Annotated in this window: 20 protein-coding genes and 5 pseudogenes; 15 read left to right on the top strand and 10 right to left on the bottom strand. The window is 64.8% G+C overall.

Annotated features, from left to right (window positions below):
• The first annotated feature begins 113 nt into the window (after nucleotides 1–113).
• Together IM25_RS24645 and IM25_RS24640 are read left to right on the top strand one after the other, a co-directional pair.
• On the top strand, nucleotides 114–1,088 hold the full coding sequence (locus IM25_RS24645) for a DUF2637 domain-containing protein (RefSeq protein ID WP_198162599.1): 975 nt from the start codon (nucleotides 114–116) through the stop codon (nucleotides 1,086–1,088).
• 120 nt (nucleotides 1,089–1,208) lie between these two features.
• Nucleotides 1,209–1,376 (top strand): annotated as a pseudogene (locus IM25_RS24640) (barstar family protein); the annotation flags it as partial.
• Between the two features lie 386 nt (nucleotides 1,377–1,762).
• Here IM25_RS24640 and IM25_RS24635 read toward each other — a convergent pair.
• The 3 genes from IM25_RS24635 to IM25_RS24620 all read right to left on the bottom strand — a co-directional run bounded on the left by IM25_RS24635 (nucleotide 1,763) and on the right by IM25_RS24620 (nucleotide 5,649).
• A complete protein-coding gene (locus IM25_RS24635) occupies nucleotides 1,763–2,359 on the bottom strand; it encodes a recombinase family protein (RefSeq protein WP_033098752.1) in 597 nt (198 codons plus the stop codon).
• Nucleotides 2,360–3,646: 1,287 nt separating this feature from the next.
• Nucleotides 3,647–3,868: a cold-shock protein gene (locus tag IM25_RS27695; RefSeq protein WP_033098750.1), complete on the bottom strand. Its 222-nt coding sequence runs from the start codon at nucleotides 3,866–3,868 to the stop codon at nucleotides 3,647–3,649.
• 47 nt (nucleotides 3,869–3,915) lie between these two features.
• On the bottom strand, nucleotides 3,916–5,649 hold the full coding sequence (locus IM25_RS24620; protein WP_232333517.1) for an LGFP repeat-containing protein: 1,734 nt from the start codon (nucleotides 5,647–5,649) through the stop codon (nucleotides 3,916–3,918).
• Nucleotides 5,650–5,953: 304 nt separating this feature from the next.
• Between IM25_RS24620 and IM25_RS24610 the strand changes: the two genes are divergently transcribed.
• Complete coding sequence (locus tag IM25_RS24610) at nucleotides 5,954–6,274, top strand: LGFP repeat-containing protein (protein ID WP_232333516.1); 321 nt, start codon at nucleotides 5,954–5,956, stop codon at nucleotides 6,272–6,274.
• Between the two features lie 152 nt (nucleotides 6,275–6,426).
• On the opposite strand, the gene IM25_RS24605 is transcribed toward IM25_RS24610, so the two are convergent.
• Complete coding sequence (locus IM25_RS24605; protein WP_033098748.1) at nucleotides 6,427–7,086, bottom strand: ScbR family autoregulator-binding transcription factor; 660 nt, start codon at nucleotides 7,084–7,086, stop codon at nucleotides 6,427–6,429.
• A gap of 413 nt (nucleotides 7,087–7,499) precedes the next feature.
• Here IM25_RS24605 and IM25_RS24600 point away from each other — a divergent pair, with 413 nt between their 5' ends.
• Entirely contained in the window at nucleotides 7,500–7,694 is a 195-nt protein-coding gene (locus tag IM25_RS24600) for a hypothetical protein (RefSeq protein WP_033098747.1), read from the top strand.
• A gap of 637 nt (nucleotides 7,695–8,331) precedes the next feature.
• Here IM25_RS24600 and IM25_RS24595 read toward each other — a convergent pair.
• Entirely contained in the window at nucleotides 8,332–9,213 is an 882-nt protein-coding gene (locus IM25_RS24595; protein ID WP_084295189.1) for an NAD-dependent epimerase/dehydratase family protein, read from the bottom strand.
• A 153-nt stretch (nucleotides 9,214–9,366) separates the two neighbouring features.
• Between IM25_RS24595 and IM25_RS24590 the strand changes: the two genes are divergently transcribed.
• Nucleotides 9,367–10,023: a ScbR family autoregulator-binding transcription factor gene (locus IM25_RS24590; protein ID WP_033098746.1), complete on the top strand. Its 657-nt coding sequence runs from the start codon at nucleotides 9,367–9,369 to the stop codon at nucleotides 10,021–10,023.
• Between the two features lie 7 nt (nucleotides 10,024–10,030).
• Here IM25_RS24590 and IM25_RS24585 read toward each other — a convergent pair whose 3' ends face one another.
• Together IM25_RS24585 and IM25_RS24580 are read right to left on the bottom strand one after the other, a co-directional pair.
• Nucleotides 10,031–10,996, bottom strand: a complete 966-nt coding sequence (locus tag IM25_RS24585; RefSeq protein WP_052040201.1) for a ScbA/BarX family gamma-butyrolactone biosynthesis protein — start codon at nucleotides 10,994–10,996, stop codon at nucleotides 10,031–10,033.
• Between the two features lie 93 nt (nucleotides 10,997–11,089).
• On the bottom strand, nucleotides 11,090–12,343 hold the full coding sequence (locus IM25_RS24580; protein WP_033098745.1) for an IS256 family transposase: 1,254 nt from the start codon (nucleotides 12,341–12,343) through the stop codon (nucleotides 11,090–11,092).
• Between the two features lie 215 nt (nucleotides 12,344–12,558).
• Here IM25_RS24580 and IM25_RS27230 point away from each other — a divergent pair.
• The 3 genes and pseudogenes from IM25_RS27230 to IM25_RS24570 all read left to right on the top strand — a co-directional run.
• Nucleotides 12,559–12,989, top strand: a pseudogene (locus tag IM25_RS27230) (DDE-type integrase/transposase/recombinase); the annotation flags it as partial.
• A gap of 660 nt (nucleotides 12,990–13,649) precedes the next feature.
• The gene (locus IM25_RS24575; protein ID WP_065996619.1) at nucleotides 13,650–14,828 is read left to right on the top strand and encodes a tyrosine-type recombinase/integrase; all 1,179 of its coding nucleotides are present in this window, start codon (nucleotides 13,650–13,652) and stop codon (nucleotides 14,826–14,828) included.
• Nucleotides 14,825–15,847 (top strand): hypothetical protein, encoded by a 1,023-nt coding sequence (locus tag IM25_RS24570; RefSeq protein WP_033098743.1) that lies wholly within the window; start codon nucleotides 14,825–14,827, stop codon nucleotides 15,845–15,847. The genes IM25_RS24575 and IM25_RS24570 overlap by 4 nt, the downstream gene beginning before the upstream one ends.
• Nucleotides 15,848–15,977: 130 nt before the next feature.
• Here IM25_RS24570 and IM25_RS24565 read toward each other — a convergent pair whose 3' ends face one another.
• Nucleotides 15,978–16,178 (bottom strand): hypothetical protein, encoded by a 201-nt coding sequence (locus tag IM25_RS24565; RefSeq protein ID WP_006553262.1) that lies wholly within the window; start codon nucleotides 16,176–16,178, stop codon nucleotides 15,978–15,980.
• 182 nt (nucleotides 16,179–16,360) lie between these two features.
• Nucleotides 16,361–16,816 (bottom strand): annotated as a pseudogene (locus IM25_RS24560) (HAD-IC family P-type ATPase); the annotation flags it as partial.
• 95 nt (nucleotides 16,817–16,911) lie between these two features.
• Here IM25_RS24560 and IM25_RS27225 point away from each other — a divergent pair.
• Nucleotides 16,912–17,175, top strand: a pseudogene (locus IM25_RS27225) (arsenic resistance protein); the annotation flags it as partial.
• A 57-nt stretch (nucleotides 17,176–17,232) separates the two neighbouring features.
• Here the strand turns inward: IM25_RS27225 and IM25_RS24555 are convergent.
• A complete protein-coding gene (locus IM25_RS24555) occupies nucleotides 17,233–18,156 on the bottom strand; it encodes a cation diffusion facilitator family transporter (protein WP_033098741.1) in 924 nt (307 codons plus the stop codon).
• Nucleotides 18,157–18,363: 207 nt separating this feature from the next.
• On the opposite strand from IM25_RS24555, the gene IM25_RS24550 reads away from it, so the two are divergent.
• The 6 genes and pseudogenes from IM25_RS24550 to IM25_RS24520 all read left to right on the top strand — a co-directional run bounded on the left by IM25_RS24550 (nucleotide 18,364) and on the right by IM25_RS24520 (nucleotide 24,134).
• Nucleotides 18,364–20,376 carry a cytochrome c oxidase assembly protein gene (locus tag IM25_RS24550; RefSeq protein WP_006553265.1) on the top strand — a complete coding sequence of 671 codons (2,013 nt, stop codon included), beginning with the start codon at nucleotides 18,364–18,366 and terminating at the stop codon, nucleotides 20,374–20,376.
• 370 nt (nucleotides 20,377–20,746) lie between these two features.
• Nucleotides 20,747–21,220, top strand: a complete 474-nt coding sequence (locus IM25_RS26275) for a M23 family metallopeptidase (protein WP_033098758.1) — start codon at nucleotides 20,747–20,749, stop codon at nucleotides 21,218–21,220.
• A gap of 48 nt (nucleotides 21,221–21,268) precedes the next feature.
• Nucleotides 21,269–22,566 (top strand): IS3 family transposase gene (locus IM25_RS24530; protein ID WP_442971925.1). Its coding sequence is split into 2 segments (ribosomal slippage): nucleotides 21,269–21,560 and nucleotides 21,560–22,566, totalling 1,299 coding nucleotides; the frame shifts between segments, so codons are not numbered across the junction.
• A gap of 30 nt (nucleotides 22,567–22,596) precedes the next feature.
• Nucleotides 22,597–22,791 (top strand): annotated as a pseudogene (locus IM25_RS25805) (M23 family metallopeptidase); the annotation flags it as partial.
• Between the two features lie 36 nt (nucleotides 22,792–22,827).
• Nucleotides 22,828–23,190 carry a BlaI/MecI/CopY family transcriptional regulator gene (locus IM25_RS24525; RefSeq protein ID WP_033098755.1) on the top strand — a complete coding sequence of 121 codons (363 nt, stop codon included), beginning with the start codon at nucleotides 22,828–22,830 and terminating at the stop codon, nucleotides 23,188–23,190.
• The gene (locus tag IM25_RS24520) at nucleotides 23,187–24,134 is read left to right on the top strand and encodes a M56 family metallopeptidase (RefSeq protein WP_065996618.1); all 948 of its coding nucleotides are present in this window, start codon (nucleotides 23,187–23,189) and stop codon (nucleotides 24,132–24,134) included. The genes IM25_RS24525 and IM25_RS24520 overlap by 4 nt, the downstream gene beginning before the upstream one ends.
• Nucleotides 24,135–24,174: the final 40 nt, after the last annotated feature.

Here is a 24,174-nt window from a genome sequence, read left to right as displayed (position 1 = left end):
GGACTACCACCCGTTAGGAAGGACACCATCCGGTCATGCCCGACGATACAACCCCGCCCGCAACCGCGTTGCGAACCGAGTTGCCCGTGAGCCGACAGATGACACTAGCGTTGGTGACCGTGGCCGCCATGACTCTGTTCATCGCAGCGCTGTCCTTCATCCTGTCGTTCGATGCACTTCGAGCCCTGGCGATCGAGGTCGGTGTGCAACCGGGACGAGCATGGATGGCGCCGGTTGCCATCGACGTTGCCCAAGCTGCTGCAACCGCCGGCTATGTCATCTTCCGCATCTCCGGCCGCGGCCGATACACCCTTGCGTACTGCGCCACGTTGGCCGTGGTGACGGTGTTGTTGAGTGTGGTCGGCAACGCCTTCCATGCCTGGCAGACAGCTGAGCGCAACCTTGCCCGAGTTGCAGCAGGGGAGGACCTCGGGTTCGTTCCGCAGGCCCCCTGGATCGGAGCGCTGTTTGCCGCGATTTTCCCGCTGCTGTGGCTTGCGTTGTTCCACTTGTTCGTGATGATGATCCAGCGCAACCAACCCTCTCCCGGTACTCCAGCGCTTACCAACACCGTGGCACCCGCTTCGACTGTCTCTGCCACCGCGCCTCGGATCGCGGTGCGTCCCGAGCCTCGTGCTTCCGGAGACGGTGCAACCGCTGACGGAGGTCTGGCAACCCCTCACAGCGCCGCGCACGCACCGTTGCAGGGCGGGCCCGTGACCGAACAGAGCGATGCAACTGCTTCGGGAACACTCGCCTTCGCCTGCAACTCGGTTGTCGAGCCGACAACAATGGGACAACCTGCGGTGTCCGTCACGCGCAACGGATATGCGCAGACCCAGGAGGGATTGCTTCGATTCCTCGCCGACTCCGAGTTCCACGAGACCGTGCAAGTCGTGGCATCGATGATGATCAAGTCCCCGCAACTGCGGCAGATCGATGTTGCTCACCGATTGCAGATCGACAAGTCCACCGTCAGCCGGCGGTGGCGGCAGTTCTGTCAGGCGGCCGAAACCGAAGGGTTCCTGGTCCCGCCATTGCCTGCAATCGAGACCGCTGATCCGGTGAAAGAGCCCTCCCTCGTCTAGACCTCCGTATCGGAACCTTGCCCCAAGCGGCGGCGGAGAACGCTGTCCGCCGCCGCCTATGCACTGCGACCGGCAGATTGTGCGGAAGGTCGGGGCGGTGACGGTGAGGATGGAGCTGGAATGCCGAAGAGAGGTGCCGTGTACTTCGTCGACGGCCGTCGCATTCGGTCGCTCGAGGATTTTCTTTCTGTTGTGGGCGAAGCAGTATGGGGGCCCGGTGGGTATTTTGGTCGCAATCTGGATGCCTTCGCTGACTGTCTGACCGGCGGATATGGCACACCCGAAGACATCTTCACTGCATCTCGACAACAACTGTCGAGATGCAGTGAAGTTTGACAGGACACGCCGCTAAAGATTGACCGAGGCTCGGTGAGACGAGAGCGCCGGTCAAGGTTTCATTCCGGGAAACCGCAGCTCAGAGGCCTTATAAAGCTGCGGTCGGCCCAGTTAATCTGCCCCGCCCCATCTCGCTCATCTTCGCTGCATCTCGACAATGTCGCGATGCAGTGAAGATTGACAGGACACGCCGCTATAGATTGACAGAGGCTCGGTGAGACGAGAGCGCCGGTCAAGGTTTCATTCCAGGAAACCGCAGCTCAGAAGCCTTAAAAAGGCGGTAGTCGGCCCAGTTGATCTGCCTCGCCCATCTCGCTAATCTTCGCTGCATCTCGACATCAGGTGCGGGAGAGTGCGGCTTCTTCTCGGGCTCGGCGCAGGGTTGCGTACATCGCGGAACGGCAGAGTCCGCTGATTTCGCAGAGCTGGGCTGCGGTGTATTCGCCGGATTCGTAGTCGGCGAGCAGGCGTTTGCGCTGCAAGGTGGACAGCTTCGGTTGCTTGCCTTTGAGGCGGCCGGCCTTCTTCGCTTCGGCCATGCCTTCGCGGGTGCGGGCGCGGATGAGGTCGGATTCGAACTCGGCCATCAGCGACAACATGCCGAAGAAGAGTTTGCCGGTGGGATCGGTCGGGTCGTGGACGGAGCCGCCGATGCTCAGGCGGGTGCCTTTGGCTTCGAGTTCGTCGGCGATTGCCCGGAGGTCGACGGCGGAGCGGCCGAGGCGGTCGAGTTTGGCGACGACGAGAGTGTCGCCTTCGCGGCAGGCGGCGAGTGCTTCGCGCAGGCCGGGTCGGTGTCGGCTGCGGCCGGTGTAGCCCTTGTCGGTGTAGATCCGCTCGTCGGGGCCTCCGAGGCGTTTGAGGGCTGTGCGTTGCGCTCGCAGGTCTTGGCCCGCGGTGCTGCATCGGGCATAGCCGATCAGGATTCCGTCCATGAGGCGACGATCGTGCTGTTTGGGTCAGCTATACGAGACCGATATGCAGGACGGTTAAACAGGACGGTCGGACGGCCGTCTTCCGCAGGACACGATCGAGTGCCGGGCCGTTTCGGGGTGTGCTGTTTGGGGATCCGTCCGCAAACTTGATCTTGTTCCGAAAACGAACGTATATGAAAAATCGACGACTGAATCGGACGACCTGTGAACTTCGGCGGTAGGGGCACGATTCTGACGGTGAAAATGGCATTGCCTCGGCGCACAACTGTGCCCCGGACTACACGCGGGCACAACAGTGGCGGCGAACGATCAGATCCATCTCTCGTACCGATCGGCAGGCATCAGCCACGTCGCTGCGGCACCGGGGCCGGAACCCGAACCGGTCGGTGAACCGGTCCCAGTACTGAGACCGGTGCTTCTCGTCGAGTGTGGTCCAGCCGGGCGGCAGCGGACTACCGAAGTCGAGCGTGTGCCGCACCATGGTGAGCCTCCTGGGCATACTCACGCAACAACGCCCGCACCTGGGGATCGAACGGTGTGAGCGAGGTCGGGGCTGGTGTACGTTCGTACTTCGGTGGCAGGTCCGAGGCTCCCGCCCGCTCGACGGTAGCCTTGCCGATCCCCAGATCCCGCCACCTGCCGTCGCCAAACTCCGTCCGCGACCAGTCACCGGATCAACACCCAATCCTCCACTGATATCACCCATCCAATCTGTCCGGGCGGCATCGTTCTCGAGCGTCGCCGGCAGTAGCCTGGAAACAAGTCAGCATGTGGCCAACCAGCCTCGACTACTGCACAATTGGAAGATGGTCAGTCAAGGAATCGTCCGCAGCTGGGATATTGATCAAATGCATGGAGTCATCGAATCCGAAGACACTCCAGGCGGCAGCTACACTCCGTTCCCTGCAGTTTTACTCCCAGGATTTCCGGCTTTGACCGCAGGCCAACACGTCTATTTTGAGTGGTCCCACAGAGAAGCGCCCTTGTTTGGATTTCGATATGAAACCAGCCGAGTTTGGTTAGCTGAAACCAAAATGGAGTTGGAATCAGCCCCTCGCAGCCCTTTTAGGGCGCGACTATGGAGATTGAATTCCAATGGAGCAGCAGATGAAATAGAACCTTGACCGAGTATATTGATACCGCGGTCAGGGGTTCGACCCCACGCCGAGCCGATCATTCAAACAAGAGTTCCCCAGCAGTGAGAGCGCTACAAGCGCGTTGCAGTGCGTAAAGCGGTCAGGGGTCGGAACGCTCCGATCCCTGACCGCTCCGACCCCTGACTGCCTGTCAGCTCTTTACCGGCTCGGCGGACGTAGCCACATAAAAGTAGCCCTCCTGATTTGTAGTGGGTCTCCAAGCAAACTCCACAGTGGCGCCGACCTCAAGATTCCGGAACCTGGATTGATCCAAGCTACCGAAATGCACCCAGCAGCCACCCGGCGTGTCGTCGGACTCGATAACACCCCAGCCCTCGTAGTCATCCCAGGAGGTCACCACCCCTACACTCATATTCGATCCCTTCGTTCTGTGCTCAGACATTCGAATTTCCCCGTTGACTAGTTGAAATCCAGCACGGTGTAGTCAAAGGTCCAAGTTGTCGCTGTCGTCTGTCCGTATTTATCGGGGAAGGTGCACCACCCGTACAGGAGTTCAACCGCACCGATCTTATGATTTGGCACAGTTGAGTGCATAATAAAATCGAGCGTTATTTCCCTTCCTGGACTGTAGTGATCCCAATTGTAGCTGGTCGTTTTCCCGTTCTCTTGAACACGTGCCTGGCATCTTGAAACAGTCGCCCCACCGTTTAGTCCAACTGCTTTAACTCCGGGAGAAAAAACCATACTCCAGCCCATAGGGTACTTACTGGGAGCAAGAGAATAATTAACTCTTGCATTAAACTTACCTACCTCATCCTCGTCGTCGAATACGTCAGATGCCGGATGGAAGTTGAAGCCATAGACTCCCGAATCTACATTAACGGGTTCAAAAAGGCTCATCTTCTTATTCTGGAAGCTTTGAGTCCGCCCTCCAGAAGGCGTTGCTTCCTCATCAGTGATCGGATATCCGTACTGACCACCCTCATACCCGCTAATGGAGTATTCCCACTCAAATACTCCTGTAAGCGGATGAGCGCCGGTATTGGGGTGCCAGTAGATGACGCCACGTTCGAAGCGGTCCATCTGGCCCTGCCCGTCCGGGAGCGGGATTTGGTCCTGGATCGGGTATCCGAGCAAGCTACCGGAGGTTTCGGCGCCGACAGCGTTCCATTTGTCACGGATCGGACCGTTCGGGATGGCGGAGCCGATGGCGTTGACGAACGCGACGTAAATCGCGCCGTGCTGAAATTCCTGACGTCGGCCGATCGCGTCGGCGTGGACAATTTCGTCGGTGGTGGGGTAGCCGAGCCACCCAGCTTCGTAGCCGTGGATGCCCCAGCGGTTGAGGAAGCTGTTGACCACCGGATGCGCGCCGGCATTGGGGTGCCAGTAGATCGGTCCGTTAAGGAAGGTCACGCGCTGGCCAGTACCGTCGGGATTGGTGATGTTGCCGCTCGTCGGGAACGACAGAAAGCTGGCCGGCCCGCCGAGGGAGTTGTACTTGTCGCGGATCGCGCCACACACCTGATGAGGAGCGGGCCAGTAGGTTTGGCAGGTCACCGCCGCGATCGACATACGGGAAAGAGCGGAGCGCTCCTGCGCCTCCATCATCTCGGCTTTGTCGGCATCTTCCTTGGTAAACGGCGCCGGGATCTCCTCCCGATCCGAACGCATCTGCCCCGGTACGAGCGTGGCGTTCGGGTTCTCCGTCGGCGCCCAGTCCAGGTCAGGTTCGGCGGTCTTGGACGACAATTCCGGACTATCCGGGGTGACAGGCTGATCGGAAGTCGGTGCAGCGGGTCGTAGTTCCGTCGGCAACGGTTCAAGGGTGTCCTCGGACGGCGGGGCGGGTTCCGGCTCTTGCGCGGCTGTCACCGGCGGTGCGGCCGGGTCCGGGACCGTTTGCGATGCCGGGGTGGTGACGCAGTCTGCCGGGACCACCGAGGTAGTCGTGGTTGTGGGCGGCGGAGTCGTGGTGGTGGCCGGGGGTGTGGTGGTCGGTACCGCGCACGGATCGACCGCGGTGGTGTCGGCCGGGGCGTCGAGCGGCACCAGGTCCGGGGATGTTATTGCCGGTGTGGACTGTGTCGTGGTGGGGACGGCCGGTGTCGTCTCGATCGGCTGGGCCATGGCTGCCGACCCTCCGACGGCAACCATCAGCACCGTGGTGCTCGCGATCAGGCACTGGCTCATCCATCTGTGCCGGGACAGGACGGAGCCCCGCTGGGGATGCGAATCCATCTGTGACCTAATTCTTCTCGGGTGAATAGGTACAGCGGTGGCGCCATCGCTAGTGAGCAACCTAAACGGTTTCTCAATTTGCACAAATGGAACAGGTAACACTTAGGTCACAGATACCGTTCGACCTGTTTTTTTACAAAAGTCCAGAAGAAACCCGACATTCGGTGCTAGACAAACAAGATCATCGCTCGGCTCGAGCGATGGTTCCCCCGGGGAGCAGTGACCCCGAAAACAGGTGAAGGAGCGGTATATGCACGTGCGCGACAAAGCGGCGAGGACGCGGCGGCGGATGGCGACCGCGGTGGCCGCGGCCGGGCTGGCGGTCCTGGCCTTGACCGGCGGTGGTGTGGCCACCGCTGCGCCGGCCGAGGTGACCGCTGACTGCCAGATCTATTGGCCGTCGCCGTTCCAGGTGTGCGATCAGATCAAGGACCTGTACAACAGCCTCGGCGGAGCGGCGAGCCCGCTCGGCTTCCCGTCCTCGGCCGCGCAGGCGTACGGCACCGACGGACTCCGCCAGACCTTCACCGGCGGGGCGATCGTCTGGACCCCCTCGACCGGCGCCTACATCGAATAAACCGTGCGGCCGGCGGGTGAGCGACCGAAGATCAGAAACGGAATCTTCCGGACCTGAACGATCCGGGTCGGCTCACCCGCGGCGGCAGCCGGCAACAGCGCGGCCTGCGCGGTCTCGGCGATCCGGAATCACGCGCGGGCCCAAAGCAATTGTCAGGTCGAGGTCTGTGGACGATTCCAGCGGGCGTGCCGGATGCGCTCGCATTTACGGCGACGGGCAGGAACCATGATGCCCGGAAGCAGGAACCGCCACATCTGATCGATCCGCTGTTCGAGATCGACCCGTCGATCGAGCACGTTCGAGACCATCTGCACCCCGGTGAACGCCGAGATCACGAACCGGGCCAGTTCCGGCGCATCGACCGTGCCGGGCAGATCGCCTTCGGCGATGGCGGTCTCGGCGAGCTGCCGGCACGCCTCGATCCAGTCCCGGTAGGGACCGGCCGGATCCGGCGGTCCTCCTCCGCCGCTGAATTCGAGGGTCAGCCGGATCCCGGCCCGGACGATCGGGTCCTGCACGATCTGTCGGCCCATCTCGTGGCAGAGCATCACGATCTGCTCGAGTGCCGAGGCGTGGGTTGCGGCGATCGCCTCGACCGCGGCGAGGGAGATCTCGTGTTGTCGCTGCACGACAGCGTCGGCGAGTTCCTCCTTCGATTTGAAGTGGAAGTACAAGGCACCTTTGCTCAGGCCCGTGCCCGCCTCGATGATGTCGCCGAGGGAGGCGCCCTCGAAGCCCCGCTGGTCGAAGGCGGCCGCGGCCGCTGCCACGAGCTGGTGCCGCGTCGCCACTGCCCGAGCCTGCTTGACCAATCCCGTGTCCTTGTCTCGAACTCTCGAAGCCCCGGTGTGAGGGCCCGCCCTGACGAATCGCGACCTGCGCCCGTGCCGGGGAAGACCGTAGCAGTCGACGGGAATCCGGCCTGGTCGACAGCACTGTGACCGGTTCCCACCGTGCGGTGGTGGGAGCACCATCGGGAACCGACACCCGGCAGGGATTCGGTCGACCGACTCGATGACGACCGGGTTGTCGTCGTCGACGTCGGCACTCGCCGACCACCGACACGCCCGCCGGACCGGCCCGGGAGCGGGTCCTCGCCGGCGAAGACGATCTGTCACCCTCGTCGATCACTCGACTCACCGCGCAGTGGCAGCCGCCCATGCAATCGCGTCCGGGGAGCGGGACCCGACCCTCCCCTGGAACGGACCCTCAAACCCGACACGCGGTGACCGGCATCCTCGTCGATTCCTCGGGTGCACACGTGCAGTTCCACAGCGCCGACGACCTCGACCTCGAGATGCACGACGAGGGCCGGCAGGTGGTGTTCGCGCTGACCGCGACCGGCTCCGGAGGCGATATCGATCCGGCGCCGCTGACCGTGCGCGGGGTGATCACCTGCGAGGCGGTCACCGAGCACTGAGCGGCACCGGACCATGTGTGTCCTGAAGGTGGCATAGCAGCAGCCCCACCCCGACCGCTGTAGCGCACACGCCGACGAGCGCGGTGACCAAAGCCGGGACCAGATGGTAGGTGCCGGTCTCGACCAGCGGCAGCCAAACCTTCCTGTCTCGTTGATGGATCGGTCCGCGAAATTGATCTTGTTTTGAAAACGACCCTTACATCGACAACCACGTATGTGGGGTGAGCGTGCACACGGTCGCGGTCTCGAATAGTCTGTGCGGTGCCCCCATGCTCCCTACGTGAGGGCACAGTTCGCGCGCTTTCCGCCCGGCGCGCGGACGAAGGTCCGTCGGCGCCGTATGCCGACGGAACCTCGCAGGCCAGTGATGGTGAGTACCCCTCGTAAATCTCGCCGTCACTGGCCTGTCGGCAACTCCCGACACAACACCCGCCGATGCGTCCGGACACTCCCGATATCCACACGTATCGGCGCCATCCCAGACAAACAATACCATTCGACCGGTATTGCCCGTTGCGTTCGAGGGTACCGCATGTGCACCGCATAGGGAACGCCTCACCGACACATACCCGCTGCATGGTCGATCCGTCCCGGAAACCTCGCGAACACGATCTACTACGTGACTCCCGCAGCTCCCTCACGGCGAGGTGGGACTCGCCGGAAGGGCATTCGGTGAGGGCTCCAGGGCAGTCTCGGCCCAGATTCGGTCGCTGACGTAGTGATGATCGTGCCCGATCAGATCGACGTGACGTGCGGACAGTCCCCGCTCTCGGCCTATCCGCAGTGCCTGCTCGTAGTCGACGGCGTCGGACGGTGGTGTGAGCAGACCATGTGCGGTGGCGGTGTGGACGAGTTCGCGGACGGTCACCGCAGTCGGATGGGCGAGATGACGCATGCCCCCACGCAACGCCGCGGGCAGGGCGCGCGCCGCGAGTGCGGCGGTGAGCCGGCCGACGTCGCCGCGTGAAATCACCGATTGACGTGCGGCGCCGTCGTCGATCCACACCCCGAGAGTCGAGACGATGTGCGCCAACCCGGGCAGGAACCATCGATCGCCGGGCCCGTACACGAATCCGGGACGCAGCACCAGACCGCCGTGCCCGCGCACATGGTTTTCGGCAGTCAGACGACTCGCGCTCAGCGCAGTGACCGGAGCCGGAGCAAACTCACCCTCAACGACGTTGCGATGCGGTCCGGGACCGTAGACGCCGATCGTGCTCAGGTACACGATGTGCTCGATACCGTGGTCGGCAGCGGCCGTCACCAGATTCTCGGTACCGAGAGCGTTGACCTCCTCACATCGGGCTGCGTCGGAGCCCGTATAAGACGCTGCATGCACAATCGCGTCGACACCGGCCAGCGCGTCGGTCAAAGCCTTCACATCGAGTAGATCTGCCGCCGCGACCAGCATTGGCGGTCTCGAGGATGTGAGCGGACGGCGCGCTATCGACGTGCATGCCACCCCCATGTTCAGCAGGGCGTCGAGCACCGCCCCACCGAGGAAACCGCTCGAACCCACGACCGCGACGCGCCATGCAGGTGTCGACGGCGCCGATCCGTGGTCCGCGATGCCGTTCCAGTCCGGTGGTACGGTTCGCCTCGGGGGAGGCAGAGGGTCGAGGTTCTCCACGACTCGCCTTTCGGTAGATCATCGAGTAAAAGGACACGGGGTGTGGCCAAACAAGCTCGGGCAGTAGCGACCCGGCAGCAGATCGTGGCAGCAGCGGCCGCCACCTTCGATCGGCTGGGATTCGACGGTGCCAGCCTCGGGGCGATCGTCGAGGCGAGCAGCGGGCTCACCAAAGGTGCCCTGTACTTCCACTTCAAATCGAAGGACGAACTCGCACACGCCGTCGTCGAACAGCAACACGCCATCTCCATCGCCGCGGTCGACGCGATCGCCGCCACACAGGCCTCGGCGCTCGAGCAGATCGTGATGCTCTGCCACGAAATGGGGCGACAGATCGTCGAGGATCCGATCGTCCGGGCCGGCATCCGGTTGACCCTCGAATTCAGTGCGGGCGCCGAACCGGACCAGCCGGGACCGTACCAGGACTGGATCGAAGCCTGCCGGCACCTCGTCGAGACCGCGATCGCCGAGGGCGACCTGCTCCCTACGATCGATCCCTCCGAGCTGGCGCGGTTTGTGATCTCGGCGTTCACCGGGGTTCAGATGGTCTCGAATGTCCTCGATCGACGCATCGATCTCGAACACCGCATCGACCAGATGCTGCAGTTCCTGCTCAACGGCATCCTGACCTCCGACTGCCGCCCCGACAGCGACAAGATCCGTCGGGCTCGCTGGAGCGAGACACACCAGCCGGCCTGACACGCCGCTATCCGCCGGACCCGGGCCCCGGCGCACGAGATGCGCCGGCGGGCCACCTCAGCGTCGCCGTAGCCATCGCCATTCCACGCTGCTCGAGCACGACATGCGCACCCGCAGGCTCTTTCTCGACACCCGAGACCACCATCTCCGCCGGAACGTCGAGTTCGACGAATCGATGAAATTGCGCGCTTATCGACACCGGATCCGCCTCCGGGGCCCCGCATTCCGCTCGTACCGCCTGCCGGGCAGCCTCGAGAACGAGCATGCCCGGCAGGTGATCGGACGGATGGTCGAACAACACCGGATGCGACAGATCCGGCAACACCCGCCAGCGACCCGGCCGCGCCGTGGCACCGACCACCACATCCCCGACCACCGGCACCCCCACCGCGGTCGGATCGACCGGCGTTCCCCTTGGTACAGGGCCCGGCGTCCGCGGCCCACCGGCACCCCAACGCACGGTGTCGTACTCCTCGGCCGTCAGAACGGCAGTTCGGCCTCTGCCGGACCCCACACGGCGGCCGGCGATGGTGAATTCGAGTGCCGCGCTCAAAGCGGTGACCTGCGAGCCACGACGTCGCACATCCGATACCGCCGCGGTGATGGTGACCTCCGCGGCGCCGGCACCGATCACTAGACGTTCCAGCTCTGCGGTGATCTCGATCGTCTGCATCACGAACCGCTGACCGAGCGAGACCCGATACCGGGTGTGCGCCAGATAGATCACGCATTGGCGCAGCGTCTCTGCGAGCAGCATCGGGTCGTAGCGACCGGCCCGGCTGCGATAGAAACCGTGTAGACGCGGCCATTGCGCGCCCAGGACGAATCGGTCCGGTCCGGGACCGCGAACGCAATCGGTGAGGAAGACTTCGGATATCGCCTGGCGGTGGACATGCCTGCGCGGCACCGTCGACTCGAACGACAACACCGCGAGATCATCCTCCAAACCGGACGAACCGTTCACTACCTCCATACCGCAAGTATCACCTTGCGGGTGGGACGTGATCGCACCCCGGTCGGTCAAGTCGCGAGTAGTGGTGTAATTCGTTTCTGATCCTTCGGAGGTTCAGGCGGGTAGTTGCATCAGTGGATCGGTGGTCACCTCCGTCGGTGTGGGGGTGTCGGTGGTCAGGGTCAGTCGGCAGCGGCTGAGGACTTCGAGGCCGAGGTAGCGGCGGCCTTCGGCCCATTCGTCGGTCTGTTCGGCCAAGACGGCGCCGACGAGGCGGATGATGGCGTCGCGGTTGGGGAAGATGCCGACAGCGTCGGTGCGGCGGCGAATCTCGCGGTTGAGTCGCTCGGTGGGGTTGTTGGACCAGATCTGGCGCCACACGTCGTCGGGGAACCCGGTGAAGGCGAGCAGGTCCTCGCGGGCGTCGCCGAGGTGGTCGGCGACCTCGGACAATCGGCCGTCGGTGTATTCGAGGAGTCGGTCGAACTGCTCGTGCACCGCGGTGGCGGTGGGCTGGTCATACACGCTGTGCAGCATCGCTTTTACCGCCGGCCACATGGACTTGGGGCACACTGCCATGAGGTTGGCGGCGTAGTGGGTGCGGCAGCGCTGCCACACCGCGCCGGGCAGGTTCGCCGCGATTGCCTCGACGAGCCCGGCATGAGCATCGGAGGTAACCAAGCGCACCCCGCCCAGGCCGCGGGCCACCAGGTCGGCGAAGAAGGTGTTCCACGATGCCTTGGTCTCACTGGTGGCCACCTGCATGCCCAACACCTCGCGGTGGCCGTCGCCGTTGACGCCGGTCGCCAGCAGCACGACGGCCTTGACGACCTGCTTGTTCTCACGAACCTTGATCGTCAACGCGTCGGCGGTGACGAAGGTGAACGGTCCGGCTTCGTCGAGGCGGCGGTGCCGGAATGCGGCGACCTGCTCGTCGAGGTCTTCGGCCATGCGTGAGACCTGTGACTTCGACAGTGAGTCGATGCCGAGTGTCTTGACCAGTTTGTCCATCCGGCGGGTCGACACACCGGCCAGGTAGCAGTCGGCCACGACGGTGATCAGCGCTGACTCGGCCCGCTTGCGGCGTTCGAGGAGCCACTCGGGAAAGTAGCTGCCCGAGCGTAGCTTCGGAACCGCGACGTCGACGGTGCCGACCCGGGTGTCGAGGGGTCGGTGACGGTAGCCGTTGCGGCGGTTGGTGCGTTCGGCAGAGCGTGCGTTCCATTCGGCCCCGCATACGGCGTCGGCATCCGCAGAGAGCAGGGCGTTGATCATGGTCTGCAGCAGTTCGCGCATCAGATCCGGTGACGCGTCTGCGAGGGCTTGGCCGAGTAGGCCGGCAGGGTCGACAATATGGGGTGCGGTCATCGCGATGACTCCTCGAGGATTCTGTGGAAGGTTGACTCGAAGGATCACGCGGTGGCCGCTTTACGTCGGTCAACGACACAGCGTCAGACACGATCTCGGCCACCGAGTTACACCACTCTATGGGGCACTACTCCCCGGTCATCGAACGACCGGATGTCGATTGCAGGGCATATGTACAGCATTTTGCGCGCCCCACAGAGATCCCGAACGGGACTGATGTCGGAGCAGGTGACATCGAACTGTGGTGCATCAGTGACCGGATGAAGTCCAGGCTCACCGTGGCCACCCTCGAATCCGCAGTGGCTCGGTGGGGTTCGGTTGCCGGGTGCGTGTTCATTCCGATCATGGGTCGCAATTTCGCAGCCGGAAACTCGTCCGCGCCCTGGGCCGCCACGGCCTGGTCGGGTCGATGGGTCGGGGCGGCCGGCGACTGTCGACAACGCCGCGATGGAAATCGTTCTTTGCGCTGCTCCAACGCAACGTCCTCGGCCGACAGCGTTGGGTCACACGCGAGCAGTCGCGCATTGCGATCGTCACCTCGCTTGAGCGAACCTACCGCCGCCGACGCCGTTAGCTCAGACTCGGCAGATTGACGCCAGTCGAGTTCGAAACAACCATGACCACACCGGCCGCACAGGCTGCGTGACCGTATCTGTCACCCCATCGTGCAGCAGTCCCCTTTCGGCAACCGGAGCAGTCGATCGGCAGAGGACCGACCGTACGTCCCGGTGGTCCGTGCCCCCCGCGCATCATAGGAAAGGCCGGCTGATGGCCGGCGTGATGCGGCGTGAAGCAACTGGGGTCGCATCGTCCGATTGCGCTGATCGGTGGCGCTGGAGGTTCGCGTCAGGCCCGACATGACCATGGTTGTAACCGCAGAACATCCCGGAATAGTGCCGCTGACGGGGATGGCTACGGACTTTCCGTACAAGTAGTCCCTGGATCATCCGACACGGATTCGCCGGAGTGAGGGGCCATTGCGACAGGAGCACCTGGTTCCTACACGTACCTGACCTCAACCTCACTGGTCCGGGGCACTTTCGAGTGTCCATCCAGCACGGTGCCGACCGACATGAAACGTGGAAACCGACACGCTACCGACATGAAATCTGGAAACCGACACCAAATCGTGGAACCTACACAAACCGAATAAATCGGGCGAATTCTCGACCTGGTGTTATGTCAGTCGTGGTTTACAAGGGATCGATGCTGCTAATTGCCATTAGCGCACCATCGCCCCCGAAACACCTGTTGAGCGCCTTTTCCTGCTCGAGAGCGTCGGTGCGGGACGGTAGGCTCCTGTTTCGTGCCCGATGACCTGATCAGCCACCGTCCGGACGACGTTTCCGTGCCTGTGCCGACCGAGTCGGCCCCAGCTGCGCCGTCGGTGCCGGTGTTGCCGACCGAGACCCTCGTGCAGGTGGCCGGGACAGCGGGGCGGTCGCGGTCGGAGTCGACCCGCCGCAACTACGCCGCCGACTGGCAACGCTTCACCGCCTGGTGCCAGCGCGAAGGACACGCCCCGCTGCCGGCGCATCCGCTCACCGTCGCCGCCTACCTCCACGACGCGGCATCGACGGTGTCGGAGGTGGGGGAGCGGGCCTACTCACCCTCGACGTTGGCCCGCTGGGTCGCCGGGATCGGCTTCCACCACCGCCGCGCCGGCCACCCCGCCCCCGGAGCGGACGAGCTGGTCACCGCGACCCTGTCCGGGATCCGCCGGGACTATGCGGCGGCGGGGGAGCGGCCCCGCACCCCGCGGGCGCCGTTGCTCACCGCCGACATCGTCACCATCGTCGAGAAGATGCGCGCCGATACCGGCAGTTGGGCCGCGGAGGTCCTCGAACGCCGCGACTCCGCCATCTTCTTGGTGGGCTTCGCCGGGGCGTTTCGCCGCAGCGAACTCGTCGCGCTCACCTGTAGCGACGTGTCGCTGCACCGGCTCGACGGGCTGCACATCAAACTCCGGAAATCGAAGACCGATCAGGAAGGGCGGGGGAGTATCCGGGCCCTGCCGTTCACGCACAGCCACGTCAGTTGCCCGCCGTGTGCGTGGATGCGGTGGGCGCAGGTCGTCGCCGCCTTCGACACCGGGGGCCGCCCCGCCGTCATCCGGCTGCTCCGCACCGCCGAACCCTTCGAGGCGCACGTCTGCCGGGGATCGCGACCACGCATGGCGCCGTCCTCGCCGTGGTTGCGGGCGATCCGCAAGCACGGCAACCTCTCCGACACTGTCCTGTCGGGGGCGGCGGTACACAAAGCGATCCGGCGCCGCGCCGAACAGGCCGGCTACGACCCCGACATCGTCAAACAGCTCGGTGGTCATTCGTTGCGGGCCGGATTCGTCACCCAGGCCTTCCGCAACGGCGCCTCCGCGCACGCGATCATGCGCCAGACCGGTCACACCCCCCCCGCCATGCTCGAGACCTACGCCCGCGAACACGCACCACTCATCGGCAACGCCGTCACCAATCTCGGCCTGTGACCGTGAGCGCCAGCGCCGGACGAGAGTTCTTCCGCAGCACCGATGTTCACGATGCCGACCTCGACCTGCGGATCCCCGCCCGCTACCGCCATGACTGGGCCCTGTTCACCGACTGGTGCACCGCCGCCGACCACCATCCCATCCCCGCCGCACCCGAATCCCTGGCGTTGTTCCTGCACGAGCACCCGGCCGTGGTCGCGACGCAGCGGCGCCGCTTGTCGGCGATCAACGCCGTCCACACCGGGCACGGCTATCCCGCCCCGGGGCGGACCGAGATGGTGCGCCGGCACCTCGACACCACTCGTGCTTCGCGTCTCGACCGGCTCGGGCGCCTTCTGGTGCAGCGGGCGGCCGAACTACCTGTCGAGGGATGGCCGAGCGGACTGTTCGGCCGCCGCGACGCGCTCCTGCTGGTCCTCGCCGCCACCGGCATGACCTTCACCGACCTCACCCGGCTGCGCCGCCGCGACCTCCGCCTCGACGGCAACACCCTCGTGGTTACCACCCGGACCGGCGAAAGATTCCGTCTCCCAACGGATTCCGAGACCGGGGACAACCCCGCGGTCGCGATCTACCAGCGGTGGGCGCAGATCCAGGCGTTCCTCGACCAGTATCCCGGCACCCATCTGCTGCGCCATCACCTCACCGACCCGAGCGAGATCATCACCGATCCGCTCGATGCGGAACAGGCTCGGCAACCGCTGTTGTGTCCGATCGACCGCTGGGGACACCTCCCACACGCGCAGCCGATGACCCCGCAATCGGTGTCGGCGCTGACCCGGGCGCACCTGTCCGGCCGGGCCCCGGTACGGAAGGTGTTGCCCGTTCCCCCGCAAGACGATGTCGACGCTTGGGTCGAGCCTGAGATCGACCTCGACGCCGGCTACTACGACCGCGGTACCACCGCCCGCCGCCGCGATCACCAGACCCTCGAAGACCTCACCGACGTCTTCGACGAGATCGAAGCCCGCACCGATGCGCTCCTCGAGGACCTGATGGGGGTGCTTGAGGGACTGTGAAGGGAGTCTGATGGAGTCGCCCGCTGGACGTGCACGCATGCCGTGCATTCATGCAGTTGTCGTCGGTCTTGATTCTCTCCGACGCATCCCACAGGAGTGCGCCAGAGCCACAGTTAACGAGCGCCGTCGATCAGGACAAGGCAGAACCGGATCCCGCCGAGCCGGTCGCCACGCCCGCCAACCACAGTGCAATGCACTCCGGCGTAAAGCGCTCCCACTTGCACAAGTTGAGGGCAGGCACGGGTGGGGCGGTGTCCGCAGCAGCGGTACCCATCGAACCCGCTCCGAGCGCGGCGGTCACAGCGGTCACGACGACGAACTTGCGCAGCATCAGGTGCCTTCCATAGACGTACATTCTGTGACATCGGAGATGGAGCACTTCGTTACCACAGTATCGATGCGGTCACCGAGGGAAAACCGATGCCATGCTCTTCGAAATCGGTGACCACCTGAAGCAGATGAGACAGGTGAGCGTCGAAGGTGGATTCGGCCAGATGACTAACGGTGGCGAGGTCACACGTGCGCAGCGGAACTGTGTCGGTCTGTGCGGACAGCACGGCGCCATTCGGTCTCTCGCAGCAATCGCAGTCCGTTGAGACCGACGAGGATGGTGGAGCCTTCATGACCCGCCACTCCCAGCGGCAGCGGCAGCGTGCCGACAAGGTCCCAGGTCACCAGGACCACGATGACCGAGGCGGCGATGACGAGGTTGGCGATGACCAGGCGTCGAGCCCTCCGGGCCAGGTGGATCACCGCAGGGATGGCGGTGAGGTCGTCACGGACGACGACCGCGTCGGCGGTCTGCAAGGTCAGATCCGATCCCGCGCCACCCATGGCGATACCGACATGCGCAGCGGCCAGCGCGGGAGCGTCGTTGATGCCGTCTCCGACGACGACCACTTTCGCTCCGTCGGCCTGCAGCGCGCGTACGGCGGCGACCTTGCCGTCGGGCAGCAGCCCGGCCTGCAGGCGCAGCGGCTCAGCGATCAGATCGGCGACCTCGGAATAGGTCTAGCTGCCGAAGAGCGTGTCGAACTGGCGAGTGCTGCCTCTGTCGACCGGCTGGGCCGTGGACGCTGTACGGGTTGCTGTTCACGATCGTGCTCCTATTCGCGCTCCAGGGCGAACAGATCACGTCGCAGCCATGGGACGTCGTGCGCATCGCTCTGCCTCTGCTCACCTATTTTGTCCTCATGTGGGGCGGCGGGTTCCTGTTCGGCGCCGCGATCGGTCTGGGCTACGAGCGCACCACCACCCTGGCGTTCACCGCCGCGGGCAACAACTTCGAACTGGCCATCGCAGCCTCGGCGACAGTGACCGTAGGATCGAAGGAGCTGCAGCGTGCGCCGTGTTCGCCCCAGGGACTCCTGGTGGGTCTGTGGAGGTCACCACGAGAGTTCGCGACAGCGTCCCTCGCCGTCGTGGGGTTCGACCTGCAGGGTGGCGTGTTCGAGGCCGAAGCGTTCCGCCAACAAGGTTTGTGCCGCTGCGAGCACGGCTGTGGAGTCCGCGTCGGATTCGATGACCAGATGTGCAGAGGCCACTTCCATGCCCGAGGTAAGAGTCCAGACGTGCAGGTCGTGGGATTCATGGACTCCAGGAAGGGCATTAAGGGCGGCGTTGACCTCGGTGATGTCGATACTCTTCGGGGCTTGTTGGAGCAGGATGCCGATCGCGTGTCGGCCGAGATTGTAGGCCCGGGGCAGGACGAAGAGTCCGATGGCGACACCGATGAGCGGGTCGGCGTACCGCCAGCCGAACACGATGGTCACCACACCGCTGATAAGCACGCCGACCGAACCGAGCATGTCGGCCAGGACTTCGAGGTAGGCCCCGCGGACGTTGATGCTCTCCTTGGCGCCGGCGCGCAACAGGAGAAACGAAATGACGTTCATGGTGAGGCCGACCACGGCAACGATGGTGACGGGCAGGCCGGGGACTTCGGGTGGGGCGGACAGTCGTTGGAGGGCTTCGTAGAGAATCCAGAGGGCGACGCCGAACAGCAGGAGTGCGTTGAGCAGGGCGGCGAACACTTCGGTGCGGTACAGGCCGAAGGTCCGGTCCGGTCGGGTGCGGGCACGCTGGGCGACGGTGATAGCGGTGACGGCCATCAACACGCCGAACACGTCGGTGAACACGTGCGCGGAGTCGGAGAGCAAGGCCAGCGACGAGGTGGAGAGTCCGACGACGACCTGGAGCACAAAGGTCACCAGGCCCAGGGCCACGGCGATCCACAACCGTCGGACGTGTCGGCCGGAGGCGCTGGTGGCTTGGGCGGGCGAGAGGCCGTGTCCGTGTCCGTGGCTCATCGTTTTCCTTCCTCAAGACACCGACATCATATAGTCATATGCGCATGAATATATAGAGCGGTCGCGAAAATTGGATCGGCACGATCAACTATCCTTCATAGTATTTCGGCGGCGAGGCGCGCGCCTGCAGGTTCGGCCGGCGGGAACGGGCGAACAACGGACGAGGTGAGGTTTTCCGTGGCAGGTACCAGTAGAGCTGCAGTCGGCATGATGGTCTCTTGGACGGCAGGCGCGGCCCTGGTGGCGGCCGCCCTGGCGGCCGTGTCGAGCAGCGAGGTTCTGCGGTTGCTCGGGCTGCCGGATCCAGGAGTGCTCACGAGATACGGACTCCCGGCCGCCACCGCGATAGGGGAAGTGGCGGCGGTGGTGATGATCGGGTCGTTGCTGGTGGCGGCGGTGCTGGTACCACCACAGCGTTCCGGGCTGCTCGATGTCGACGGTTACCGCGCGGTGCGGACTGCGGGCGCGGCTGCAGCGCTATGGGCAGGATCGGCGCTGGTGCTGATTCCTCTGTCGTTGTCGGACACCTCCGGCCAACCACTGAGCACCGTGTTCGCCGATCCGGTTCCGTTCGTGCAGTCGGTGGGGCAAATCGAGGCATCCACCGCCTGGCTGTGGACCGCGTGTATGGCTGCCGCGGTGGGGCTGGGATGCCGCCTCATTCTGCAGCACCGGTGGACACCGTTGTTGCTGGTCCTGGCGGTAGGGAGCCTGATGCCACGCGCGTTGACGGGACATTCCGCCGGGGGCGGATCGCATGATCTTGCCACCAACAGCCTGATACTTCATCTGGTGGCGGCCGGACTGTGGGCCGGGGGATTGGCAGCGTTGGTGTTGCACGCCGTGCGTGGTGGCGGACATCTCGATGTCGCCACACGCCGGTTCTCCGCGCTGGCGACGGTGGCATTCGTGGTGATGGCTGCGTCGGGAATAATTAATGCTCTGGTGCGGGTTCCGCTTCGGGAGTTTCTGTCCGGCCCCTACGGACTTGTGGTCCTGGCCAAGGTCGTCGCACTCGGTGTAGTGGGGTGGCTGGGCTGGCGCCAACGGACGGTGGCGATCACGGCTCTGGCCGCCGACGCGTCGAATCGGGGGACGTTCATACGCTTGGCGGTAATCGAATCTGCGGTCCTGACGGCCACGATTGGACTCGGGGTGGCGTTGGGCCGTACTCCGCCGCCATTGGGCGAACGTCGCGAACCCAGCCTGGTCGACGAAGTCTTGGGGTACGGGTTCGATGGTGCCCCGACGCTGGGCAGGTTGCTGACGGAGTGGCGGTTCGATCTGTTACTGGGAACCGCAGCGGTCGTGCTGGCAGCGCTCTACCTGCTGGGAGTGCGGAGGCTACGTGCAGTGAGGCAGCCGTGGCCGGTCCGGCGCACCGTGTCCTGGCTTCTCGGCTGTCTAGTGTTGCTTCTGGTGACATCCTCCGGGGTCGGGCGCTACGCCCCGGCGGCGTTCAGCGTGCACCTGCCCGCATCCGCAGCGCTGGCGATCGTGGTGCCCATGTGCTTGGTTCTGGGCGCTCCGCTCACCTTGGCGGCCCGCGCGGTTCGCTCCGGCCCCAGCGATGCAGTTCCAGGAGCCCGCGACTGGATGCGGGCGATTTTCGCCAGCACCGCACTGCGATGGGTGACCCATCCCCTGGTGGCCGCGGTGGTGCTCGTGGGCACCTTCTACCTGTTGTATCTCGGAGGACTGTACGACGGCGGCTCCTACCCGGGACGCATGGTGCTCGATATGTGGTTGCTGGCGGTGGGGTTGGTCTTCTTCTGGGTCACCGTCGGGATCGATCCTGTCCCCGTGCCGCAGGGACCGTTGACGCGCGTGGGAGCAGTGGCGGTCGCGCTGGCCGGCTACGCGTTCTTTCTGGTCGCCCTGATCATGGCGGATTTTGTGATCGCCGCCGAGTTCTATACCTCACTGCAACTGGGTTGGTTCGACGACTTGGCTGCCAATCAGCGACTCGGTGGAAACCTGGCGTGGGCCGTCGGCGAGCTACCGCTGCTACTGGCCACCGTGCTCGCGCTCGTGCGATGGAGTTCGATCGAAAACCAGCGTGCCCGGAAGCGGAACGACCAGGTCGACCGCGAGGGAGATCGCGAACTGGCCGCGTACAACGCGATGCTGAACGGACTGCACCCACACTCTCGTACCGCGGCAGCAGCCGACGCCGCTGACTCCGGCCACGACCCCAAGCGCGAATCGGAGACCGGGTAACGATCCGGTATTGAAACTATGCAGAATAGTAGTAACGTGTCGGTGTCCGTCACCGTTTCGTTATCACGCGAGCGGGTGCCTTCTTGAGGATGCGATCTTGGCCCGACACCGTAAACCAGAGCCCCAACTCGTCGTTCCCCGCCGCTCTGACTGTAGTACTGCAGCGTGGCCTGTTCCCGAGCCGACCGATCCCATCGACGCAGGTCGCGATGACGCTGCTTTCCCGACGACAGTGGCTGTCCTGGACCCGGCAGAACGTCTCGATATCGAGCATCGGGATGCCCTTGCCGAGCATGCGGACGCCCTCGCCCCGAGGCCGATCCGAAGCAAAGGCGCGCATCGCCGAACGAGCCCAGGAACCAGCGGACGCGTGCTGGCCGTGTCGGTAGCGGCAGGCGCGCTGCTGGCAGCAACGACCTCGAGCGCCCATGCCGCCTCGGTCCCTCCCACGGTCAGCGACGAGATCGAGGCCGCGTCGCAACCCTCAGCCCCTACGGATGTGCTACCCCAGGCCCCCCAGGTGTTGCAGGCCGTGCAGGTGCCGATGCTGGCAGACTTCGCGGATCAACTCGACCGGGCACGGATCCGGGAGGAGCGCCGACTCATGCAAGAGGCCGAGGCGCGCCGCCCAAAAACGCTGATGCCTGTCAGTGGCACGCTCACGTCGAACTTCGGACCCCGCTGGGGCACGAGCCACTACGGGCTCGACATCGCCAACTCGATCGGCACCCCGATCGTCTCGGTGACCGATGGCACGGTACTCGAGGCCGGTCCCGCCTCCGGCTTCGGACTGTGGGTACGAATCCTGCAGGACGACGGCACGATCGGGGTGTTCGGGCACTGAATCGCCCCGGGTCTGATGGAGGCTCTCAATCCATGGAGGATGAGAGTCATGTCAGCACCAAGGAAGTACGGCGACGAGCTGCGTGAGCGCGCGACTCGGATGGCCGTTGAGGCCCGGCAGGACCCGGCGACAAAGGCCGGTGCGATCAAGCGCGTGGCCGACCAGCTGGGGATGCACCCCGAGACGCTGCGGAACTGGGTACGCCAGGCCGAAGTCGACGGCGGCGTCCGGCCCGGGACGAGCACCGATGACGCCAAGCGGTTGGCCGAGCTCGAGCGGGAGAACCGTGAGCTCAAGCGCGCCAACGAGATCCTACGGACCGCGTCAGCGTTTTTCGCGGCAGCGGAGCTCGACCGCAAACTGAAGTGACCGTGGCCTACATCGACGAGCACAAGGATCGCCTCGTCGAGGGCCGCCGGCTCGGGGTCGAGCCGATCGTGGAGGAACTGCGCAGCGCAGGAGTCCCGATCGCCCTGAGCACCTACTACGCCGCCAAGGACCGTCCGCTCTCAGCGCGGGCGGTCCGCGATGCCGAGCTGGTCCCCGAGATCCGCAGGGTGCACAAGGACAACATCGGTGTCTACGGCGCGAAGAAGGTCTGGGCGCAGCTCAACCGCGAAGGCGTCGAGGTGGCTCGGTGCACAGTCGAGCGGCTCATGAAAGCCGACGGGCTGTGCGGGATCAGGCGGGAGAAGACCCGCAAGACCACCTACAGCGAGGGCGCGGAGACCGACCGGCCCGCGGACCTTGTCGATCGCCAGTTCGTCGCTACCGCGCCGAACCAGCTCTGGGTCGCTGACCTCACCTATGTCCGCACCCACGCCGGGTGGGTCTACGTCGCGTTCATCCTCGACGTCTTCTCACGGATGGTCACCGGCTGGCAGGTCTCCACCAGCCTGCGCACCGACCTTGCCCTCGACGCCCTCGACATGGGGCTCTGGGCCCGCCAGCGGGCCGGCCAGAGCGTCGCCGGGCTGACGCATCACTCCGACCGGGGCGTGCAATATCGAGCCATTCGCTACACCGAGCGGCTCGCCGAGGCCGAAGCCGTCGCCTCGGTCGGATCCAAGGGCGACAGCTATGACAACGCGATGGCCGAGGCGTTCAACTCGCTGTTCAAGGCCGAGTGCATCCGCAACCCGGTCATGCGCCCCAAGGGCGGCTGGAAGTCCATCGGTGACGTCGAGATCGCCGTCGCCGAGTACGTCGACTGGTTCAACCACCGACGCGTCCACGGCGAGATCGGACTCATCCCGCCAGCTGAGTTCGAGGCCAGCCACTGGGCCAGCCTCAACACCGAGCACTACCCTCAAACACCCGTCCCCGCTGGGGCCGGATCCAAGTAATCGAGCCTCCACGAAACCCGGGGCGATTCACACATCGATCAGGCCTTGGTTTCTGCAGGTCAGCGCGTGCGAGCCGGGGAACAGATCGCCACCGTGGGCAATCGGGGACAATCGACCGGGCCACATCTGCACTATGAAGTGTGGGGACCGGACGGCCAGAAGGCCGATCCCATGGCATGGTTGAACGCACGAGGGGTTCAGATCGCGTCAGATGCACGCACATAGATAAGGGATAATCGGCGAATGTCTGCGAGGGAAGCCATACACAGGTTGGGGGGTCTCGAAGCCGAGGTGATGAACGAACTGTGGTCGACCGACGAGCCACAGTCGGTCCATGGCCTGGTCGAACGGCTTCGCGATCGCAAGGAATTCGCCTACACCACCATTTTGACCGTGGTCACCCATCTGTATGAGAAGGGCTGGGTGCAGCGAGAAAAACGCAGTCGCGCCTACTACTATTCGCCCTCACGCAGCCGGGAGGAAGCCACCTCCGAGGCACTGCGCGCCCTGCTCGACAGCAGCACCGACCCCAGCGCGGTGCTGCTGCATTTCGCCAAGACGGTCAGCGACCGCGAATACGATGCCCTGCGCCGGGGCTGGACGGGCCGGGCCGCCGACCAATGACATTGGCCCTGGTCCTGTTGCTCGGCGCCGCCCTGATCTCGATGGCGGCCCCGCGAATGCTCGGTCCGCTCGCCACCACCTCCGTGCCTCCCGGAGTCCTGCTGGCGGCGTGGCTGGGCAGCATAGCCGGGGCCTTGTTCTTCGGCGCCTCCGCGGTGGTCACCTTGGCCTGGCCCGACCATGCGCCTGCCGAGACCGCGGTCGAGGCCGTGGTGCGGTGTCTGTCCGCGGTTTCCCACGCGATGCAGCCGTGGATCACCGAAACCCTGGCCGCTACCGGAGCCCTGGCCCTGCTCACCATACCCGTGCGAGCCGTGATCCTGGGTCGGCGGTACACCAGAGAACAAACCCGTCTACTCGACTACCACCGTGATGTGGTCTCCATCGTCGCCCACTCCCGCGACGACGGTGTGATGTGGCTGGCGCACCCGATGCCAATGGCCTACAGCGTGGCCGGCCGACCCGGATTCGTGGTGGCTACCGACGGGCTCTCGCAGTGTCTGAGCGGTTCCGAACGCGATGCTGTCCTGGCCCACGAGCGGGCACACCTGCGAGGCAGTCACCACCTGATCGTCACCACATGTGACATCTTGGCCGCGGTGCTTCCGGCGGTGCCGTTGTTCGCCGCCGCCCCGGCCGCGGTCAAAACCCTGGTCGAACTGACCGCTGATCAGCACGCTGCTCGCGCCACCAGCACGGCGACGGTGTGCTCGGCGCTGACCGTGGTCTCCGCTTCGACATTGCCGCAGCCGGCCGGGACCTTGGGGTTGAGCAACGAGATCTCGCTGCGACTGCTCAAGCTGCGCGTGAGCTGGCGGACGCGGTGCCCGAAGGTGTCGTACGCCACAGCTGCGGCGTTGTCGATGGCGATGCCTGTCGCTACCGCGCTGGTCGGGCTGGCGGCGACCTCCGCGGCCGTGTGCCTGACCCTCGCTCAGGCATGATCCGGCACGGGCGACCGAACCGACCTTAATTACTATGCAG

Origin of the sequence: Rhodococcus sp. p52 (genome assembly GCF_000763325.2) — a bacterium.
Taxonomy (GTDB): Bacteria; Actinomycetota; Actinomycetes; order Mycobacteriales; family Mycobacteriaceae; genus Rhodococcus; species Rhodococcus pyridinivorans.
Note: the sequence above shows the minus strand (reverse complement) of the source record. Positions and strands in the feature narration are given on the sequence as shown.

What these genes read in the sequence shown, in the direction of transcription:
- IM25_RS24635 (WP_033098752.1), bottom strand. Translation starts at nt 2,359, where the DNA reads ATGGACGGAATCCTGATCGGCTATGCCCGATGCAGCACCGCGGGCCAA.
- IM25_RS27695 (WP_033098750.1), bottom strand. Translation starts at nt 3,868, where the DNA reads ATGAGTGTAGGGGTGGTGACCTCCTGGGATGACTACGAGGGCTGGGGT.
- IM25_RS24620 (WP_232333517.1), bottom strand. Translation starts at nt 5,649, where the DNA reads ATGAGCCAGTGCCTGATCGCGAGCACCACGGTGCTGATGGTTGCCGTC.
- IM25_RS24585 (WP_052040201.1), bottom strand. Translation starts at nt 10,996, where the DNA reads ATGGAGGTAGTGAACGGTTCGTCCGGTTTGGAGGATGATCTCGCGGTG.
- IM25_RS24580 (WP_033098745.1), bottom strand. Translation starts at nt 12,343, where the DNA reads ATGACCGCACCCCATATTGTCGACCCTGCCGGCCTACTCGGCCAAGCC.
- IM25_RS24565 (WP_006553262.1), bottom strand. Translation starts at nt 16,178, where the DNA reads ATGCTGCGCAAGTTCGTCGTCGTGACCGCTGTGACCGCCGCGCTCGGA.
- IM25_RS24555 (WP_033098741.1), bottom strand. Translation starts at nt 18,156, where the DNA reads ATGAGCCACGGACACGGACACGGCCTCTCGCCCGCCCAAGCCACCAGC.
- IM25_RS24550 (WP_006553265.1), top strand. Translation starts at nt 18,364, where the DNA reads ATGATGGTCTCTTGGACGGCAGGCGCGGCCCTGGTGGCGGCCGCCCTG.
- IM25_RS24520 (WP_065996618.1), top strand. Translation starts at nt 23,187, where the DNA reads ATGACATTGGCCCTGGTCCTGTTGCTCGGCGCCGCCCTGATCTCGATG.